General features: G+C 70.4%; 15 protein-coding genes. 4 read left to right on the forward strand and 11 right to left on the reverse strand.

The window, feature by feature from the left end; genetic code table 11:
• The first annotated feature begins 139 nt into the window (after positions 1-139).
• The 3 genes from tsaE to pta all read left to right on the forward strand — a co-directional run bounded on the left by tsaE (position 140) and on the right by pta (position 4,034).
• Positions 140-589: a tRNA (adenosine(37)-N6)-threonylcarbamoyltransferase complex ATPase subunit type 1 TsaE gene (gene tsaE / locus QOL99_RS03640; RefSeq protein WP_285521438.1), complete on the forward strand. Its 450-nt coding sequence runs from the start codon at positions 140-142 to the stop codon at positions 587-589.
• Positions 590-671: 82 nt separating this feature from the next.
• Entirely contained in the window at positions 672-1,859 is a 1,188-nt protein-coding gene (locus QOL99_RS03645) for an acetate kinase (protein ID WP_285521440.1), read from the forward strand.
• Positions 1,860-1,916: 57 nt separating this feature from the next.
• Positions 1,917-4,034 (forward strand): phosphate acetyltransferase, encoded by a 2,118-nt coding sequence (gene pta, locus QOL99_RS03650; protein ID WP_285521441.1) that lies wholly within the window; start codon positions 1,917-1,919, stop codon positions 4,032-4,034.
• A gap of 56 nt (positions 4,035-4,090) precedes the next feature.
• Here pta and QOL99_RS03655 read toward each other — a convergent pair whose 3' ends face one another.
• The 5 genes from QOL99_RS03655 to QOL99_RS03675 all read right to left on the reverse strand — a co-directional run bounded on the left by QOL99_RS03655 (position 4,091) and on the right by QOL99_RS03675 (position 8,769).
• Positions 4,091-5,191 (reverse strand): LptF/LptG family permease, encoded by a 1,101-nt coding sequence (locus QOL99_RS03655; protein ID WP_285521444.1) that lies wholly within the window; start codon positions 5,189-5,191, stop codon positions 4,091-4,093.
• Positions 5,188-6,291, reverse strand: coding sequence for an LptF/LptG family permease (locus QOL99_RS03660; protein WP_285521446.1), 1,104 nt, complete (start codon positions 6,289-6,291; stop codon positions 5,188-5,190). The genes QOL99_RS03655 and QOL99_RS03660 overlap by 4 nt, the downstream gene beginning before the upstream one ends.
• 304 nt (positions 6,292-6,595) lie before the next feature.
• Positions 6,596-7,288: a DNA damage response protein DdrC gene (gene ddrC / locus QOL99_RS03665; RefSeq protein WP_285521448.1), complete on the reverse strand. Its 693-nt coding sequence runs from the start codon at positions 7,286-7,288 to the stop codon at positions 6,596-6,598.
• Between the two features lie 246 nt (positions 7,289-7,534).
• Positions 7,535-8,218: a tRNA (adenine(22)-N(1))-methyltransferase TrmK gene (locus QOL99_RS03670; protein ID WP_285521450.1), complete on the reverse strand. Its 684-nt coding sequence runs from the start codon at positions 8,216-8,218 to the stop codon at positions 7,535-7,537.
• Positions 8,215-8,769: an MOSC domain-containing protein gene (locus tag QOL99_RS03675; RefSeq protein WP_285521452.1), complete on the reverse strand. Its 555-nt coding sequence runs from the start codon at positions 8,767-8,769 to the stop codon at positions 8,215-8,217. The genes QOL99_RS03670 and QOL99_RS03675 overlap by 4 nt, the downstream gene beginning before the upstream one ends.
• A gap of 178 nt (positions 8,770-8,947) precedes the next feature.
• Here QOL99_RS03675 and tyrS point away from each other — a divergent pair, with 178 nt between their 5' ends.
• Positions 8,948-10,183 (forward strand): tyrosine--tRNA ligase, encoded by a 1,236-nt coding sequence (gene tyrS, locus QOL99_RS03680; RefSeq protein WP_285521453.1) that lies wholly within the window; start codon positions 8,948-8,950, stop codon positions 10,181-10,183.
• Between the two features lie 119 nt (positions 10,184-10,302).
• Here the strand turns inward: tyrS and pyk are convergent, their stop codons facing one another.
• The 6 genes from pyk to QOL99_RS03710 all read right to left on the reverse strand — a co-directional run bounded on the left by pyk (position 10,303) and on the right by QOL99_RS03710 (position 17,490).
• Positions 10,303-11,751 (reverse strand): pyruvate kinase, encoded by a 1,449-nt coding sequence (gene pyk / locus QOL99_RS03685; RefSeq protein WP_285521454.1) that lies wholly within the window; start codon positions 11,749-11,751, stop codon positions 10,303-10,305.
• Between the two features lie 110 nt (positions 11,752-11,861).
• On the reverse strand, positions 11,862-13,130 hold the full coding sequence (eno, locus tag QOL99_RS03690) for a phosphopyruvate hydratase (RefSeq protein ID WP_285521456.1): 1,269 nt from the start codon (positions 13,128-13,130) through the stop codon (positions 11,862-11,864).
• A 146-nt stretch (positions 13,131-13,276) separates the two neighbouring features.
• Complete coding sequence (gene dnaN / locus QOL99_RS03695; RefSeq protein ID WP_285521459.1) at positions 13,277-14,359, reverse strand: DNA polymerase III subunit beta; 1,083 nt, start codon at positions 14,357-14,359, stop codon at positions 13,277-13,279.
• 382 nt (positions 14,360-14,741) lie between these two features.
• Entirely contained in the window at positions 14,742-16,169 is a 1,428-nt protein-coding gene (gene dnaA / locus QOL99_RS03700) for a chromosomal replication initiator protein DnaA (protein WP_285521460.1), read from the reverse strand.
• Between the two features lie 43 nt (positions 16,170-16,212).
• On the reverse strand, positions 16,213-17,196 hold the full coding sequence (locus QOL99_RS03705) for an NAD-dependent epimerase/dehydratase family protein (protein WP_285521462.1): 984 nt from the start codon (positions 17,194-17,196) through the stop codon (positions 16,213-16,215).
• A gap of 33 nt (positions 17,197-17,229) precedes the next feature.
• Positions 17,230-17,490 (reverse strand): hypothetical protein, encoded by a 261-nt coding sequence (locus tag QOL99_RS03710; RefSeq protein WP_285521463.1) that lies wholly within the window; start codon positions 17,488-17,490, stop codon positions 17,230-17,232.

Raw genomic sequence — 17,490 nt, forward strand, 5'->3', positions numbered from 1 at the left:
GTGGGCGGCCCGGCAGGAGGGCGCGGGCGTGTGGCGGCTGGCCCGTGGCCCCAACGCCGGGGCGATCGACGACCGGGTGGGGGGCTGGCTGAGCGGCCAGGGCTAGGGGCCGGGGGGACTCTCCCCTATCCTGGCCCCCATGACCGAGTTGCCCCTGCCCCTCTCCCCCGGCGAGTCCCGTCTGCTGCGCGGCGAGGGCGAGCAGCGGGCGCTGGGAGCGGCCCTCGCGCACGCGCTGCCGCCCGGCTCGCTCCTCTTTCTGGAGGGGGAACTGGGGGCGGGCAAGACCACGCTCACGCGGGGGCTGGTGGGGGCCTACGGCTTTTCCGGGGGCGTGACCAGCCCCACCTACGCCCTGATGCACGCCTATCCCACCCCCGCCGGGCGGGTCCTGCACGTGGACGCCTACCGGGTGCGGGACGTGGCCGAGCTGTACGAGATGGACCTCGAGGACCTCGTGGCGGGAAGTCGCCTCAGCGTGGTGGAGTGGGGGGAGGGGCTGTACGGGGACTATCCGGCGGCCCCCGTGCTGCGGCTGGAGCATGTGGAGGACGAGGCGGAGGTCCGGCGGGTCACACGGGTGCGGTGAGTGCCCCCTGCGGGCAGGTTCGGTCCCGCCATGAAGGAAGCCGGGACGCCCTCCCCCGCCGGTCTGGGCCAGAATGCCTGCCATGTGGACCCTGGTCGTCAACTGCGGGTCGAGCAGCCTGAAGTTCGCGCTGCTGCGGCCGGACACCCCAGACGTGCCCCTCGCGGGCCTCGCGGAGCGGCTGGGCACGGACGCCGCCTCGGTGCGGGTGGACCGCGCCGGGGAGCGGGTCACGGTGCCGCTGCCCGGCGGGGGCTACCCGGACGCCTTCGGGGTGGTGCTGGCTGAGCTCGACCGGCTGGGCCTGCGTGGTCAGGTCGGCGCGGTGGGGCACCGGGTCGTGCATGGCGGCGAGCGCTTCAGCGCCCCGGCCCTCCTGACGCCAGAGGTGCTGGACGCGGTGCGGGCCTGCGTGCCCCTCGCGCCGCTGCACAACCCGGCCAACATCGCCGGAATTGAGGCGGCGCAATCGGCCTTCGGGGACGTGCCGCACGTGGCGGTCTTCGACACCGCCTTTCACCAGACCATGCCGGAGGTCGCCTACCGCTACGCCGTGCCGGAAAGCTGGTACCGCCAGCACGGGGTCCGGCGCTACGGCTTCCACGGCACCAGCCACGCCTACGTGGCGGGCGAGGCAGCGCGGCTGCTGGGGCGGCCCCTGGAAGACCTCAACCTCGTCACCGCGCACCTCGGCAACGGCGCGAGCGTGTCGGCGGTCGCGGGCGGGCGCAGCGCAGACTCCAGCATGGGGCTGACCCCGCTGGAAGGGCTGGTCATGGGCACCCGCAGCGGCGACGTGGACCCCGGCCTGCACGACTTCATCGCGCGGCAGGCGGGCCTGAGCCTGTCGCAGGTCACGGCGGCCCTGAACAAGGAGAGCGGGCTGCTGGGCCTGTCGGGGCTGAGCAACGACATGCGTGAGCTGGAGGAGGCCGCCGCGCGGGGCCACGCCGGGGCCCGCCTCGCGGTGGAGGTCTTCGTGTACCGCCTCGCCAAGACCATTGCGGGGATGGCGGTCGCCCTCGGACGGCTCGACGGACTGGTCTTCACGGGCGGGATCGGGGAGAACAGCGCCGCCGTGCGCTCGGCCACCCTGGAGCGGCTGGGGCTGCTGGGCTTCCGGCTGGACGCGGCGGCGAACGACCGGGCCGTGCGCGGGCAGGGCGGCGTCATCACCACCCCGCAGAGTGTGCCCGCTCTGGTCGTGAACACCAACGAGGAACGGATGATCGCGCGGGAGACGGGGCAGCTCGTCGCACGTGACCTGTAGCGTGGAGCGCAGAGCATAGTCCCGGTCCCCCTCCCCCCACCCCCGAAGGAGCCCCCCATGCACACCCTCTTTGTCGCCCCCACCCGCAACGGCGTGGGCCTGAGCAGCACCGCCCTCGGCCTCGCCCGCGCCCTGGAACGCCAGGGCCTGCGGGTCGCCTTTCTCAAACCCATCGCGCAGACGCACGAGACGGAGACCGACGACTCGGTCCACTTCGCCCGCACCCTCGCGCACCTGCAGGCCCCCACGCCCATCGCGCTCGCCCACGCCGAGGAACAGCTCAGCCAGGGCGCCGAGGAGGACCTGATGGAGGAGGTCATCGCCCTTTCCCGGCAGGCCGCCGGGGGACCGGGCGGGGCCGACGTGCTCGTCGCGGAGGGGCTGGCGCTGAACGAGCGCAACACCTACGCCGGGGCACTGAACGCCAGCCTCGCCCGCAACCTGGAGGCGGATGTGGTGCTGGTGTCCAGCCTGGCCGGGGTCACGGCGGGCGCACTCGCGGACGAGCTGGAGATCGCCGCGCAGAACTACCGCCGCTCGGACGGCTCGGGCCTCGCCGGGTACGTGCTGAACTTCGCGCCCGTGGGCCTGGACTTCGGCGGGCTGCTGGCCGAGTTGCGGGCCCGCAGCCGGGTGCTCTCCGGGGGCGAACTGCCCCTCCTCGGCGTGATCGCGCAGTCCCCGGCCCTGAGCGCCCCGCGCACCCTGGACGTGGCCCGGCACCTCGGCGCCGAGATTCTCAACGAGGGCGAGGCTGGGATGCGCCGGGTGACCAGCACGGTGGTCACCGCCCGCACGGTCCCCAAGATGGCCGACGCGGGCCTGTTCGCGTCCGGGGCGCTGGTGGTCACGCCCGGGGACCGCGAGGACGTGGTCATGGCGGCGTCCCTCTCGCACCTCAGCGGGGTGCCGCTGGCCGGGCTGCTGTACACCTCGGGCAGCAGTCCCGAGCCCTCCATCGAGCGGCTGTGCCGCGCCGCGCTGACCAGTTCGCTGCCGGTGCTGCGGGTGGAGACGAACTCCTTTCACACGGCGTCGGCCCTCTCGCGACTGGACCCCCGCGTGCCGCACGACGACCTCGAACGGATGGAGCGGACCCTCGACTTCATCGCCGACCGCCTCGACACCGTGCCGCTGCGCTCGCGCCTGAACACCCCGCAGGCCGAGGGCGACCGCCGGATGCCCCCCAGCGCCTTCCGCTACGAGCTGATTCAGAAGGCGCGGGCCGCCAACAGGCGCATCGTCCTGCCCGAGGGCGACGAGCCGCGCACCGTGCGGGCGGCGATCCGCTGCGTGGAAAAGGGCATCGCCCGGCCCGTGCTGCTCGCCCATCCCGACCGGGTGCGGCAGGTCGCCGAGGGACAGGGCCTCACGATTCCCGAGGGGCTGGAAATCCTGGACCCCGAGGGCGTGCGGCGGCAGTACGTGGACCCGATGGTGGAACTTCGCAAGCACAAGGGCCTCACGGCGCCGCAGGCCGAGGCCCAGCTGGAGGACACGGTCGTGCTGGGCACGATGATGCTCGCATTGGGCGAGGTGGACGGGCTGGTGTCGGGCGCGATCCACACCACCGCCAACACGGTGCGCCCGGCCCTGCAACTGATCAAGACGGCGCCCGGCGCGGCGCTGGTGTCGTCCATCTTCTTCATGCTGATGCCCGAGCAGGTGCTGGTCTACGGCGACGCGGCGATCAACCCCAATCCGGGCGCCGAGGAACTCGCGGACATCGCCATCCAGTCGGCCGACAGTGCGCGGGCCTTCGGGATTCCGCCGCGCGTGGCGATGCTCAGTTACTCCACCGGCGAGAGCGGCGAGGGCGCCGACGTGGAGAAGGTCAAGGAGGCCACCCGCCTCGTGCGTGAGCGCCGCCCCGACCTCCCGGTGGACGGCCCGCTGCAATACGACGCCGCGTCCGTCCTGAGCGTGGGCCGCCAGAAGGCGCCGAACAGCCCGGTCGCGGGGCGGGCGACCGTCTTCATCTTTCCCGACCTCAACACCGGGAACACGACCTACAAGGCCGTGCAGCGGGCGGCAGGCGTGGTCGCGGTCGGGCCGATGCTGCAGGGCCTGCGCAAGCCCGTCAACGACCTCTCGCGGGGGGCGCTGGTGGACGACATCGTGTACACCATCGCGCTGACGGCGATTCAGGCGACGCAGGTCAGCAGCGGAGCGTAGCCGGTGGGGGCCCGTGGGGGGTGGAGCGTGGGAAGAGTTCGTGCCGCGCTGCGCTCCTACCTGCGGCTCGCCCGCCACAGCAGCAGCACGCCCGCCAGCACCGCGATCACGTCCGGCGCGGCGGCGGCGAGCAGCGGGGGCACGGCGCCGTTTTCCCCCATCACCTTGAACACGCTCCAGGTGGCGTAGTACGCAAAGGTCAGCAGCAGCGCCCACACCAGCCCCAGGTTCAGGCCGCTGCGAAAGGTGTACACCGCGAGGCTGACCGCGAAAAAGGCCAGCGCGAGGGCCGCCAGCGGTTCGCTGAACTTGCGGTACAGCGCCGTGAAGTCGGCGGGCGCGGCCACGTTCTGGGCGCGGTAGGCCCCGGTGCGGGCCAGCAGGTCGGGCAGCGGGAGGTAAAAGGGCGCCAGGGCCGCGCCCGAGCCGTCGAAGCTCGCCTGCACGTCCTGAACGGGCAGGGTGCCCTGGGCGAAGGTGAGGACCGTCACGGGCCGCCCGTTCTCGAAGGTGACGCGGCGGCCCCCCTCCAGCTCCAGGACGTTGCTGCCCGCCCGCAGGCGGCCGCGCTCGGCGGTGATGACCTCACGGGGGGGCAGCCCGGCCTGCATGGTCACGATGCGCAGGTCGCGCAGGTCGCCGCCGGGCAGGGCCTCCCCCACGCTGATCGCCCGGTTCAGCGCGTCGCGCAGCACCAGCCCCGGCTGACCGGGGTCCCCCAGGCCGATCACGCGGGGATTGTCCAGCACGATCTCGCGCTGCACGCTCTGGGCCTGCACGCGGGCGCGGGTGACCACCAGTTCGTTGATCGCAAAGGCCGCCAGCGCCACCACCGCCGCCAGCGTCAGCACCGGCCGGAACAGCCGCGAGGCCGGGACCCCGCCCGCCAGCGCCGCCTTGATCTCCGAGTCGGCGGCGAGGCGTGACAGGCCCAGCAGGGTGGCGAACATCAGCGCGATGGGCAATCCCAGCGCCACCGCCTCCGGGATATTCAGCGCCACCAGCCGCGCCACCAGCAGGCCGTCAGCACCCTTGGCCAGCAGCGGGGCGATGACCTCTTCGAGCAGCAGCAGCAGCAGCAGCAGGATGATCGCCAGCAGCGCCCCCACGAGCGGCGGCAGGATTTCCTCGATGACGTAGCGCTCAAAGCGCTTCACCGCAGCCTCCAGGCCAGCACGCCCGCGACGAGCAGGAACAGCAGGTTGGGCAGCCACGCCGCGAGCGTGGGCGGCAGCGCCCCCACCCGTGCGAGTTGCGGCGCGGTGGCCCACAGCGCGTAGAACAGGGCCACGAAGACCACCACCGCCGCAAAGGCCGCCGCCCGGTTCCGCAGCAGCAGCCCCAGCGCTCCCGCCGCCAGCGCGAAGATCACGGCCGTCAGGGGATCGGCCAGCCGCGCAGCCAGCTGGTGCGCGTCCACCCGGCGTTCCTCCGGGGTGCCCTCGCCGCTCGCCAGCCGTGCCCGCAGTTCGGGCGTGCTGACCTGCGCGGGGGGCGGCGTGGGGGGACGGGGCTGGTCGGTCTGCCGGAACACCAGGGGACCGGGCGCGGGCTGCGGGTCCTGACCGGGGCGGGTGATCCACGCGCCCGTGACCGTCCAGGTCTGCGCGGCGGTGTCCCAGGTGCCGCCCGTGGCCGTGACCGTCTCGTCGCCGCGCTGCACCAGCACGCCTTCGAGCGCAGCGACCGGACCGCCCGCCCCGCTGCTGACCCGGCCCGCGTAAAAGAGGCCGTCTCCCGAGGCATAGGTGTAGTTGTCCTGGGTGGGTGTGGGCTGCGGGCCGCCGTAGATCGTGTACCACGCCGCGTCGAAGCGGGCCAGTCCCGCCGGGGCCACGTACCCCGCGTTCCAGTAGGCCAGCGCCGCCACAACTGCAAAGGGCAGCGCCAGCGGCCACACCAGCGACAGGGGCCGCACACCCCCCGCCGCTGCCGCCTTGAGTTCGCTGTCGCCCTGCATCCGCCCGAAGGCCAGCAGCACCGCAAAGGGCACCGAGAGCACCAGCGCCTCGTTCAGCGTGTTGGGCGCCAGCGCCCCAAAGACCGCCAGCGCCTGCCCCGGCGTGGCCCCGTAGGTCAGGAAGGCCCCGACACTCGTGCTCAGGATGTCGGTCAGCCGCAAGGTCAGAAAGAGCGCCACGCCCGCCGCGTACCAGCGCAGCACCTCCGAGAGCACCGCACGGTTCAGGGTCCGGGGCGGCCTCTGCCCACGCCGCGCCGCCTCTGCCTCCCGCGTGCCGGGCACCGGCCGGGTCACGCCGTTTCCTTCCGGGGGACGTGCAGGGCGAGGAACAGGCGGGAGGGCGGCACGCGCGGCATTCTAGACCAGCGCCCCCGCGCCATCTGCCCAGTCTGAATGAGAACACGCGCCCCCTGGGAGGGACGCGCTGGGGGTGGGCTGGGGCAGGGTCTCCTCCCCGCCCCTAGAGCATTGGACAGAATGACGGCCCCCGGGGAAGGGCGCCCCAGGTGCCTCCATTCTGCCCCATGTTCCTGTCCCATTCGCTCGCTCTGCTCGGCCAACGAATGCGGAAACCCACCGCCTTCTTATGGCAAATGCTCTAGCTCGCGCGGAGCGAGTCGCGCCACAGGTCGCGCTCGCGGCGGGCGACTCCCTCGTGCACGCGCAAGATGGCCTCGTTGCCGTGGGCCCCGGCCTCGGCGATGGCGCGGGCGGTCGCCGTGTCGAGGTAGGTCAGGCGCAGCAGCTCGTCGCTGCGCAGACCGTCGCGCGTCTGCTTGACCCCGCGCTCGCGGCGGATGGTGGCCGAGTCGGTGCCCAGCACGCTGCGGTTGCTGATGGAGCCGAGCTGTCCGTAGACGCGGCCCTGACCGCCGTGCCGGGCCACCGTGCTCATCAGCTCGCGGCGGGCATCGGTGCTTTCCAGCCGGGCGGACAGCCAGCGCCGGGCTTCCGGGTTGGCGCTGCGCTCGGCGATCTCGGCGGCCAGCCGCACGTCGCCGGTCAGCGCACGGGCCAGCAGCGTCTGTGCCCGCTTGCGCCAGCGCCGCGCGGCGGGCGTGTCCAGCACGAAGGCCAGCCGCGCGAACTCGCCCGCGCCCAGGGTGGGCTCCGGCCCAGCCCCGAAGTCGCGCTCCGGGCTTTCGAGGTCGTACTGGGCGGCAAAGGTCGCCCAGTCGGCAGGCATCGGGACGCCCAGGGCCGTCAGGGCGGTGGCGGCATGCAGCAGGCCGTCCGCGCTGGCGGGCAGCCGGTGCGTGCCGAATTCCAGGGTGTGAGGAACGGTCTTCATGCGAATATCTTAGCATATTTTCTGTTCAAAACATAATCGGTGGGGCCCTCGCTGCATACCCCGGCCATCCAGCAGCCGGGGCGAGGAGGGACAGCGGAAAGCGGAAGACAGCCTGCTGGCGAGGGCCATTCAGCGGGCCACGGGCGGCCGACGCTGAGACTAACCTGCCGGGTCTTGACCAGACCTGTATACCGAGCTATAGTTTTCGACATCACCGCCCGACGAGGCGGCTTTTTTATTGCCCGTCTATCGCCCGGTTTCGCCCAGCACGTCCAGCGCCGCCCGCGCCGTGTCCAGTTCGACTTGGGCGGTGCGGCCGGGGGCGGCCAGCGGCGTCAGGCGCACCACATCGTCCCAGACCTGACGCCGGAGCAACGTGGACCCTTCCCGCAGCAGGTGGGGGCCGTAGCGCAGGGCCGCCGCGAGGGGCAGGCCCGCGTAAGCAGGGTCGTTTCCCCCGGCCCGTTCCAGCCGCAGCACCGGGTAGGGCCAGTGGCCGGGAATCAGGCGCTCAGCGGTCAGGTGATAGCCGTTTGCACGTGCCCAGGTCCGGATGGGGGCGGGCGAGTCGTTGGGCTGAAGGACCAGTGCGGGCGGCAGCCGTTCTCCCGCCCGGCTCAGGATGCCCGCGACCGTCCCCGCGCCCATCCCGGTCACGCTGGCGCTCTCCACCTCGCCGGGGGCCAGGGGACCGAAGCCGTCGCCCCCCCGCACCTCCAGCACCGCCTCCAGCCGGGCACGGGCCACGTTGCGCCGGGCGAGGGCCAGGGGACCGGGGTTCAGCTCGACGATCACGCCGCGCCCGATGCGCCCTTCCCGGATCAGGCGGATGGGCAACTTCGCGTGGTCAGAGCCGATATCGGCGTGCGACTCGGCGCAGATCAGCGACAGGACCGCCTCCAGCCGGGCGTCCAGCGTGGGCGCGTTCACAGCGGCGTCACCACGTCGCCCACCCGGATCACGCCGCCCCGGATCACCCGCGCGGTCAGCCCGCCGTGCCCGCGCACCGCGTTGTAGCCGCCCTCGCCCAGCGTCTCCTCCATCCGCGAGCAGGGGTGGCACTCCCCGGTGCCCTCCAGCACGACCTCGCCCACCCGGAAGCGGGCCTCCTTCAAGGCCAGCAGGGGAATCCCACTGACCACGAGGTTGCGGCGGAGCTGTTCGGGCGTGGCCGTCTCCAGGCCCGCAAGAGAGGCGATCACGGGCAGGTGCTCGGCCTGAATCAGCGTGACCTGCCGCCGTCCGGGGCCGCCGGGGACCGGGGCAGCGTTGGCGGGGGCGGCCCCCTCGCCCGGCTCGCCGCTCAGCGCCCGCAGGCGGGGCGGGGCGACCTTGCCGTGGTCCCCGATCAGCCCGACGAGGGGGTGCAGTTCGGCCCCCGGCACGCTCCGCACCGGGGCGCGGCGGGCTTCCCGCAGCCCGATCCACTCCAGGCGACCGGGGCGGGGAAAGGTGGCCCGCAGCTCGTGGATCGTCTTCACGGGGGACAGAGTACGGGAGGCCGCGCGGCTTGCTATGCTGCCCGGCATGAGGCGTCTGACCCGACGTGCATATCCTTCCCGCCGCCAGGTGGGAGGGTCAGCCACAGCCTGAAATCCAACCCCGAAGCGGCGCACCTGCGAGCAAGCACGTGCGCCGCCTTCTCTTTTTGGAGACCCCATGACCGAGATTCAAAGGAACCTGACCGTCGACGAACAGCTCGCCATTCTCCGGCGCGGCGTCGTGGACCTCGTCTCCGAAGACGACCTGCGCCGCAAGCTCACCCGCAGCCTGGAGACGGGCACGCCGCTGCGCGTCAAACTCGGGGCCGACCCCACCCGTCCGGACCTGCACCTCGGGCACGCGGTCATCCTGCGCAAGATGCGGCAGTTTCAGGACCTCGGGCACCGGGTCATCATGCTGATCGGGGACTTCACCGCCATGATCGGCGACCCCTCCGGCAAGTCCAAGACGCGCCCGCCCCTCACGCTGGAAGAAACCCGCGCCAATGCCCAGAGCTACCTCGAGCAGTGCAAGCTGATCCTGCGCGACGACCCCGAGGTGCTGGAGCTGCGCTTCAACGGCGAGTGGCTTGAACCCATGGGCTACGCCGACGTGATCCGGCTGGCGAGCCGCTACACGGTGGCCCGCATCATGGAGCGCGACGACTTCAAGAAGCGCTTCGAGGGGGGCGTGCCCATCGCCGTGCACGAGCTGCTCTACCCGCTCACACAGGGCTACGACTCGGTAGCGCTACACGCCGACATAGAACTCGGCGGCACCGACCAGCTCTTTAATAATCTCGTGGGCCGTGCCCTGCAACGTGACTACGAGCAGGAGCCGCAGGTCGTGATGACGCTGCCCCTCCTCGTGGGGCTGGACGGCACCGAGAAGATGTCCAAGAGCCTCGACAACTACATCGGCCTGACCGACGAGCCGCACGCGATGTTCGCCGGGCTGATGAAGGTGCCCGACCCGCTACTGGAAAACTACTTCACCCTGCTGACCGACCTGCCCGAGGCCCGGATTCAGGAACTCCTCGCCGGGCACCCGGTCGAGGCCCACCGCGTCCTCGCCCGCGAGGTGGTGCGCTGGCTGCACCCGGACGCCGACCTGGACGCCGCCGAAGCCCGCTTCAAGGCGGTGGCGAAGGGCGGCATTCCCGACGACATTCCCAGCGTGCCCGTGCCCGCCGACCTCGCGGGCGGGGAGGGGCGTTACCCCGTGACCCGGCTGGCGGTGCTGGCGGGCCTGGAACCCAGCAACGGGGCCGCCAAGAAGCTGATCCAGAACCGGGGGCTGAGGCTCAACGGCGACGCCCTCACCGACCCGCAGGCGGCCATCGAACTTCCGGCGGAAGGGGCCGTGCTGCAGAAGGGCAAAGACCGTTTCGTGCGGCTGGTGCCCCAGGGATAGCGCGGCGCGAGTTATCCACACCCCGCCTGTGGAAAAACCCGCTCCCTGTGGATAAAAATCCGGCTGCCCCCTGACGTTCACCTGACAGGGGGCAGCCGCGTGGAGGGGGGATGGGCCGTTCAGACCCGGTCGCTCAGGTCCTCTTCCCGCAGCCGCTCGACCCGCAGCATATTGGTGGTGCCGCGCACGCCGAAGGGCACGCCCGCCGTGATCACGTAGCGGTCGCCCACGTCGGCCAGCCCGCTCTTTTTCAGCTCGTCGTTGGCGATGCGGACCATGTCGTCGGTGTTGTGGGGGTCCTCGCTGAGCATGGGCGAGACGCCCCAGGTCAGGGCCAGCTGGTTGCGGGTCTGCTCGTTGGGGGTCAGGGCCAGGATGGAGAGCCGGGGCCGGTACTTGGCGACGCGGGTCGCCGCGCCCCCCGTGCTGGTAAAGGTCACGATGGCCGGGGCTTCCAGCTTCTCCCCGATGGAGCAGGCGGCAAAGGCGATGGAATCCTGCGCGAGTTCGGTTTCCACGATCATCTGGCGCTGCAGCATCTCGTAGTGCTCGCTGCTCTCGGCCTCGCGGGCAATGCGGTCCATCATGCTGACGGCCTCGACGGGGTACTGACCCGCCGCCGACTCCGCCGAGAGCATCACGGCGTCGGTGCCGTCGTAGATGGCGTTCGCCACGTCCGACGCCTCGGCGCGGGTGGGACGCGGCAGGCTGATCATGCTCTCGAGCATCTGGGTCGCGGTGATCACGGGCTTCCCGGCCTCGCGGCACAGGCGAATCAGGCGCTTCTGGATGGTGGGCACCTGCTCGGGCCGCATCTCCACCCCGAGGTCCCCACGGGCGACCATGATGCCGTCGACCTCGCGCAGGATGTCCTCGAAGCGGTCTACCGCCTGCGGCTTCTCGATCTTCGCCATCAGCTTGGCGCGGGACCCGAAGCGGGCGAGGTAATGCCGGGCCAGCAGCAGGTCGTCGCGCGAGCGCACGAACGAGAGCGCCACCCAGTCCACCCCCAGTCCGGCCCCGAATTCCATGTCCTGCACGTCCTTTTCAGTCAGGGCAGGCACCGAGAGGTCGGCGCCGGGCACGTTGATGCCCTTGTTGTTCTTCAGGACGCCGCCGATCAAAACGGTGGTCTGGATGTCCTGACCGCGCACGTGCTCGACCCGCAGGGCGAGGTTGCCGTCGTCGAGCAGCAGGGTCAGGCCCGGATACACGTCCTGCGCCAGCCCCTTGTAGGTGCTGCCGACCCGCTCCCCGTCGCCTTCCACGTCGTCCATCGTGATGGTGAAGGGCTGCCCGGCCTCCAGCGTCACCTGACCGTCCCGGAAGCGGGCCACCCGGATCTTGGGGCCTTGCAGGTCCTGCAGGATGCCGATGGTCAGGCCGCGCTCGGCGGCGAGCTCGCGCACCATCTGCACGGTCTGACGGTGGTCCTCGGGGTCCCCGTGGCTGAAGTTCATGCGGACCACGTTCAGGCCCGCGTCCATCATCCGCCCCAGCGTCTCGGGCGTGCGGCTCGCCGGGCCGATGGTGGCGACGATCTTGGTGGCTCTGTCGAAGTGTTTCATGGGATGCCTGCTTTCTGGATTGGAATTGGTTCCAACGGGTGATGCGTGCGGGGATCAGGCTTCAGGGGAGGGCACTTCCTGAGACCTGATCCCCGGAACCGGACGGCGGGTTACCTCAGCGCCTTGCGGCCCAGGTAGACGGCCGAGCCGCCCAGCGCGTCCTCGATGCGCAGCAGCTGGTTGTACTTGGCGATGCGGTCCGATCTGGAGGCCGAGCCGGTCTTGATCTGCCCGGCGTTGGTGGCCACCGCGAGGTCCGCGATGAAGCTGTCTTCCGACTCGCCCGAGCGGTGGCTGATGATGGTCCCGTAACGGCTGCGTTTGGCGAGTTCGATGGCGTCCATCGACTCGGTGAGGCTGCCGATCTGGTTGACCTTGACCAGAATCGCGTTGCCCACGCCCGTCTCGATGCCGCGCTGAAGCCGCTCGGGGTTGGTCACGAACAGGTCGTCCCCGACGAGCTGCACCCGGTCCCCGATCTTCGCGGTGAGCTGCTGCCAGCCGTCCCAGTCGTCTTCCGCGAGGCCGTCCTCGATCGAGACGATGGGGTAGCGCCCGGCCCAGTCGGCCCAGAAGTCCACCATCTCGGCGGTGGACAGGGTCCGCCCCTCGCTCTCCAGATGGTACTGGCCGCCCCGGTACAGCTCGGTGACGGCGGGGTCCAGCGCGATGGCGATGTCCTTGCCGGGCTCGTAGCCCGCCTTCTCGATGGCTTCGAGGAGAACCTGCAGGGCTTCCTCGTTGCTTTTCAGGTCCGGCGCGAAGCCGCCCTCGTCGCCCACATTGGTGTTGTAGCCGCGCGAGGAAAGCACCTTTTTCAGCGTGTGGAAGGTCTCCGCGCCGTAGCGCAGCGCCTCACGGAAGGTCGGCGCCCCGACGGGCATCACCATGAATTCCTGAAAGTCCACCGAGTTGTCGGCATGCGCCCCGCCGTTGATCAGGTTCATCATCGGCACCGGAAGGGTCCTGGCGTTGCTGCCGCCGAGGTAGCGGTAGAGCGGCACGTCCAGCTCGTTGGCCGCCGCCCGCGCGGTGGCGAGGCTGACCGCCAGAATCGCGTTCCCGCCCATCTGGCCCTTGTTGGGGGTGCCGTCCAGGGTCATCAGCGCAGCGTCCACGGCCCCCTGTTCGGAGGCGTCGAGGCCCACCACAGCAGGCCCGAGGGCCTCGTTGACGTTCTGCACGGCCTTCAGCACGCCCTTGCCGCCGTAGCGGTCGCCGCCGTCCCGCAGTTCGAGCGCCTCGTGGCTGCCCGTGCTGGCCCCCGAGGGCACGATCGCGCGGCCGGAAAAGCCGCTGTCCAGGTGCACTTCGGCTTCCACGGTCGGGTTGCCACGCGAGTCGAGCACTTCACGGGCGATCACTTTCTCGATGTTCATGCTGGTACCTCCTGAGCTGCCCTGCCCCGCGTGGGGCCAGGTGTATCGCTGACACTCTACGGGTGATGGGTCGCTCCACCCAGCGGTGGGGCGGGTGGGGGACGGGGCGACCCGGAGAATGCCCCGTGCTGCCCCCCACAGGCCCCTCAGACCCGCAGCGTGACCATGACGGCCATGTACCCGCCCCCCCCGCTCGCGCGGAAGATGGCGGGGCTGGTGGAGCCCGAGAAGAGAAGTTCGGCTTCCCCCTCGATCGGCCCCAGGGCATCGAGGACGTGCCGGGCGTTGAACGCGAGGCTCATGGCCGGTTCCATGCCGCCCTGCACCACGTCGAGGGTGTCCTGGGCGCGGCCGTAGTCTCCCTCGGCGGCGAGGCGCAGCTTGCCCTCGGAGACGAGAAACTCGACCCGGTTGTTGGCGTTCTTGTCGGCCAGGACGGCCACGCGGCTGACCGCCTCCTTGAGTGCGGTGGCGGGCAGGGTGACCTGCAACCGGATGTCCTTGGGAATCACCCGCTCATAGTCGGGGAACTCGCCGTCGAGGAGTTTGAGGTTCATCCGCACCCGCTCGGTGGTCACGCTGAGCAGGCCCTCGCCGTAGGTGAAGCGGGCCTCGCCGTCACGCAGCACCCGGATCAGCTCGTCGGCGCTGCGGGCGGGGATGATCAGGTTGCGCCCGTCCCCGTTGGCCGGGAAGTCGCGCAGGGCGACCCGGTATCCGTCCGAGGCCACCACGCGGGCCGACTCCTGCCGGTGCTCCAGCTTGATGCCCCGGAAGACCGCCTGAAACGCCTCGTTGCTCGCCGCGTAGCGCACGCTGCCCAGCGCCCGCGCCAGCTCGGCGGCGTCGAGGCTCACGTCGGCGTGGGTGGGGAACGAGAGGGGCGGGTAGGCGTCAAAATCCCCGATCTGCAGCTTGAAGTCGCTGCCGCCTGCCCGCACCGCGAGTTCATTGCCCGCGAGTTCCAGCTCGACGAGTTCACCCCCCAGGTTCCGCACAATCTGCGCGAACAGGTGTGCGGGCACGACGAGATTCTGCGGGTCCTGCACCTCGGCGGGCACGAAGCACGACAGGTCAATTTCGAGGTTGGTGCCGCTGAGGGTCAGGCCCTCGGTGCTCGCCTCCACCTTCAGGGACGTGAGCAGCGGATTGCTGCTGCGGCTGGGCACGACCCGTTCGAGCAGACCCAGGCCCTCACTGAGAATCTTCTTGGTGACGTGTGCTCTCATCTTCCACCTTTCCCCCTCAAGGGGTCTATCTTTTTCTGTCTTCTAGTAATTTAAAAACCAGTAGTAGTAGTAGTAGGGCCTGTGGATACTGTGGATAACTCCCCTCGGGCCGCTCCCAGTGCGGAAAAGTTATCCACAAGCCCCCTGTGGATAACCCGAAAATCTGTGGATAACCTGTGGATAACTTGGGGGGTTATCCACAGGCCCTTTTCCCCTGTGGATAAGTAGGGCAGTTATCCACAATTTTGTCCACAGAAAACGGCGACTTATCCACAGGTTTTGGAAGTTGTCCACAGGTTTATCCACAGATTGTGAAACCCCGCACACCGTTTTGGAACGGAATTTGGAACTTATTTGCGCATTGACAGAACGCGTCATGAGATTACGTCCCTTTTTGCTCATCTTCCACATCTTTCAGCTGGCCCCGCAGTGCCTGAACGGCGGCGGTCAGCTCCACATCCTTGCCCATCTGCTCGGTGACCTTGGAGACGGCGTGCATCACCGTGGAGTGGTCGCGGCCGAAGAACTGCCCGATTTCCGGCAGCGAGTGCCCGGTCAGGTCGCGCACGAGGTACATGGCGACCTGCCGGGGCACGACGACCTCGCGGGCGCGGCCTGAGCCGCGAATCTGGTCGGCAGAGAGCCCGAAGTGTGCGGCCGTCGCCTTCAGGACGTCGCTCATCTCGACCTTGACCTCCTGGGGCGCGAAGACGTTGCTCAGGGCCTTGGCGGCCACCACGCGCGACAGGGGCACGTTGTTGAGGCTGGCGTAGGCGACCACCCGCACCAGCGCTCCTTCCAGCTCGCGGATGTTGCTGGTGACCTGCCGCGCGATCAGTTCAAGCACTTCCTGCGGAATGGCCGCGTGGCTCTGCTCGGCGTTCATCTTCAGGATCGCTACCCGCGTCTCGAACTCGGGCGACTGGATATCGGTGATCAGGCCCCACTCGAAACGGCTGCGCAGGCGGCCTTCGAGCGTCTGGATGTCCTTGGGCGGCCGGTCCGAACTCAGGATGATCTGTTTGTGGTTCTCGTAGAGCGCATTGAAGGTGTGGAAGAACTCCTCCTGGGTGCGTTCCTTGCCCGCCAGAAACTGAATGTCGTCGACCAGCAGGAGGTCCACCGAGCGGTAGCGGTTGCGGAACTGGGTCATCCGGTCCTCGCGGATCGCGTTGATCAGGTCGTTGGTAAAGGACTCGGTCGAGACGTACTCGATGCGCTTGTCCGGAAACTGCTCGGCCATGTAGTGCCCCACCGCGTGCATCAGGTGGGTCTTGCCCAGGCCCACGTCTCCGTAGATAAAGAGGGGGTTGTACGCCTTGCCCGGCGACTCGGCCACCGCGAGCGCCGCCGCGTGCGCGAGGTTGTTGTTCGGCCCCACCACGAAGTTCTCGAAGGTGTATTTGGGATTCAGCGTCTTGCGGTTCTCGGGGGCGGCGGGCGGGCGGGCCGCCGACCTCCCGGGGCCCGGCCGGGGTGGGGGCGGGTCCTCGGGCAGGATCATCGCCTCCTGCACGGCGGGCAGAACCTGAAAGGTCACCTGCGGGTTTTCGGCACCGAGGTCGCGCAGGGCGTCCTCGAGCAGCAGCTGGTATTGCCGCCGCACGTACTCCTGCGCAAAGGAGTTGCGCACGCCCAGCACCAGCGAGCCGCCCTGAACGCCCATATTCTTCATGGGCGCAAACCAGGTCTTGTATTCCACTTCCGAGATATTTTGGCGGACGTACCCCAGCACGTCCGCCCAGATTTCCTGCGTGATAAGAGCGCACCTCCCCCGGATGCCGCTGCTGAGCGGTCTGGGGGCCAGCATACACCCCCGGTCCGGGCCCCCCGGAGAGGAGGGTGGTCAGGCCTCAGCCCTGCTCTGCCAGCACCTCCGCCTCGCGCCCGGGGGTCAGAAAGACCTTTTGCGGGGTCCCGGCGCTCCAGGCGCGGGTGTCGCGGGCGGTCACCTCTGGCCCGGTCAGGGTCAGCCCGGCGGCGACGGCGCGGCTGTTTGCCACGTCCATCAGGCCGCCCTGGGGTCCCCCGGCCGGGAGCCACAGCGGCAGGCCCAGTTCCCCGCCCTGTAGCACCTCGGCGGGGGTCCAGACCGGCTGGGCGTCCGAGCCGGTCGCCTCCCGCGCTGCGGCCACGAACTCGCGCCAGCTCAGGCGGGGTCCGGCGAGGTTGTAGGCCCCGGAGAGCCCGCCCTCCAGCACCGTCACCGTGAAGCGGGCGAGGTCGCGGGCGTCGATCACCTGCACGGAGTCGGAGCCGTCTCCCGGCGCGAAGAAGCGGCCCCCGGCGGCGATCCGGTCCACCCAGTAGGTGTAGCGCCCGGTGGGGTCGTGGGGTCCGGCCACGATCTGCGGGCGCAGCAGGGCCGACCGCTGCTCGCCGTAGACCTCCTCCACGATCCGCTCGCAGGTCACCTTGAGCGGGCCATAGGTCTGCCCGGTCACCTCGGTCACGTCCTCGGCGGCCTCCGGCAGCAGGGGGTCGTCCTCGCGGACGGGGTGGCGCTCCGGCTCCCCGTACACGCTGACGGTGCTGACGAAGACGTACCGCCCGACCGACCCATGCAGGGCCTCGGCACTGGCCCGCACCTGCCGGGGCGTGTAGCCGCTCACGTCCACGCAGGTGTCCCAGGTGCGCTCCGCGAGCGCCGCGAGGCCCACCGCGCCCCCGTCGCGGTCGCCGTGGAGGCGCTCGACCGTCTCCGGCAACTCGTCGGGGGTGCGCCCGCGCGTGAACACCGCGACCCGGTGCCCGGCCAGGAGCAGCGCCTCCACGATATGCCGCCCCACGAACTGGGTTCCGCCCAGCACCAGCACGTCCATGCCCTGTTTGGTCATGGAGGCAGCATCCCACGGGGCTGAAGGGTGAGGCTAGGGGGTGCGCTCCTCCTCCCATCCTGCCAGCGCCGCCTCGCCCCGTTTGGTCAGGGCGTAGGTCGCCCGGGTCTGTCCGGGGCCGCCCTCCAGTGCGATCAGGCCCCGCCCCTCCAGCTCCTTGACGGTGACCACGCCCAGCCGCCGCCCGGCCAGCGTGTGGTACGGCCCGCGCCCGGTCTGCCGCAGGTGCCGGACGAGGTCGGCTCCGCTCCGCAGGGCGGCGAGGACCCGCGCCTCAGCGTCCGTCAGGCTCAC

This window comes from Deinococcus rhizophilus, assembly GCF_030271215.1.
In the GTDB taxonomy this organism is placed as follows: Bacteria; Deinococcota; Deinococci; order Deinococcales; family Deinococcaceae; genus Deinococcus; species Deinococcus rhizophilus.

Bases quoted from the DNA above. Each gene is read 5' to 3' on its own strand.
- tsaE (WP_285521438.1), top strand. From the start codon at position 140: ATGACCGAGTTGCCCCTGCCCCTCTCCCCCGGCGAGTCCCGTCTGCTG.
- QOL99_RS03645 (WP_285521440.1), top strand. From the start codon at position 672: ATGTGGACCCTGGTCGTCAACTGCGGGTCGAGCAGCCTGAAGTTCGCG.
- pta (WP_285521441.1), top strand. From the start codon at position 1,917: ATGCACACCCTCTTTGTCGCCCCCACCCGCAACGGCGTGGGCCTGAGC.
- ddrC (WP_285521448.1), bottom strand. From the start codon at position 7,288: ATGAAGACCGTTCCTCACACCCTGGAATTCGGCACGCACCGGCTGCCC.
- tyrS (WP_285521453.1), top strand. From the start codon at position 8,948: ATGACCGAGATTCAAAGGAACCTGACCGTCGACGAACAGCTCGCCATT.
- pyk (WP_285521454.1), bottom strand. From the start codon at position 11,751: ATGAAACACTTCGACAGAGCCACCAAGATCGTCGCCACCATCGGCCCG.
- eno (WP_285521456.1), bottom strand. From the start codon at position 13,130: ATGAACATCGAGAAAGTGATCGCCCGTGAAGTGCTCGACTCGCGTGGC.
- dnaN (WP_285521459.1), bottom strand. From the start codon at position 14,359: ATGAGAGCACACGTCACCAAGAAGATTCTCAGTGAGGGCCTGGGTCTG.
- dnaA (WP_285521460.1), bottom strand. From the start codon at position 16,169: ATGCTGGCCCCCAGACCGCTCAGCAGCGGCATCCGGGGGAGGTGCGCT.
- QOL99_RS03705 (WP_285521462.1), bottom strand. From the start codon at position 17,196: ATGACCAAACAGGGCATGGACGTGCTGGTGCTGGGCGGAACCCAGTTC.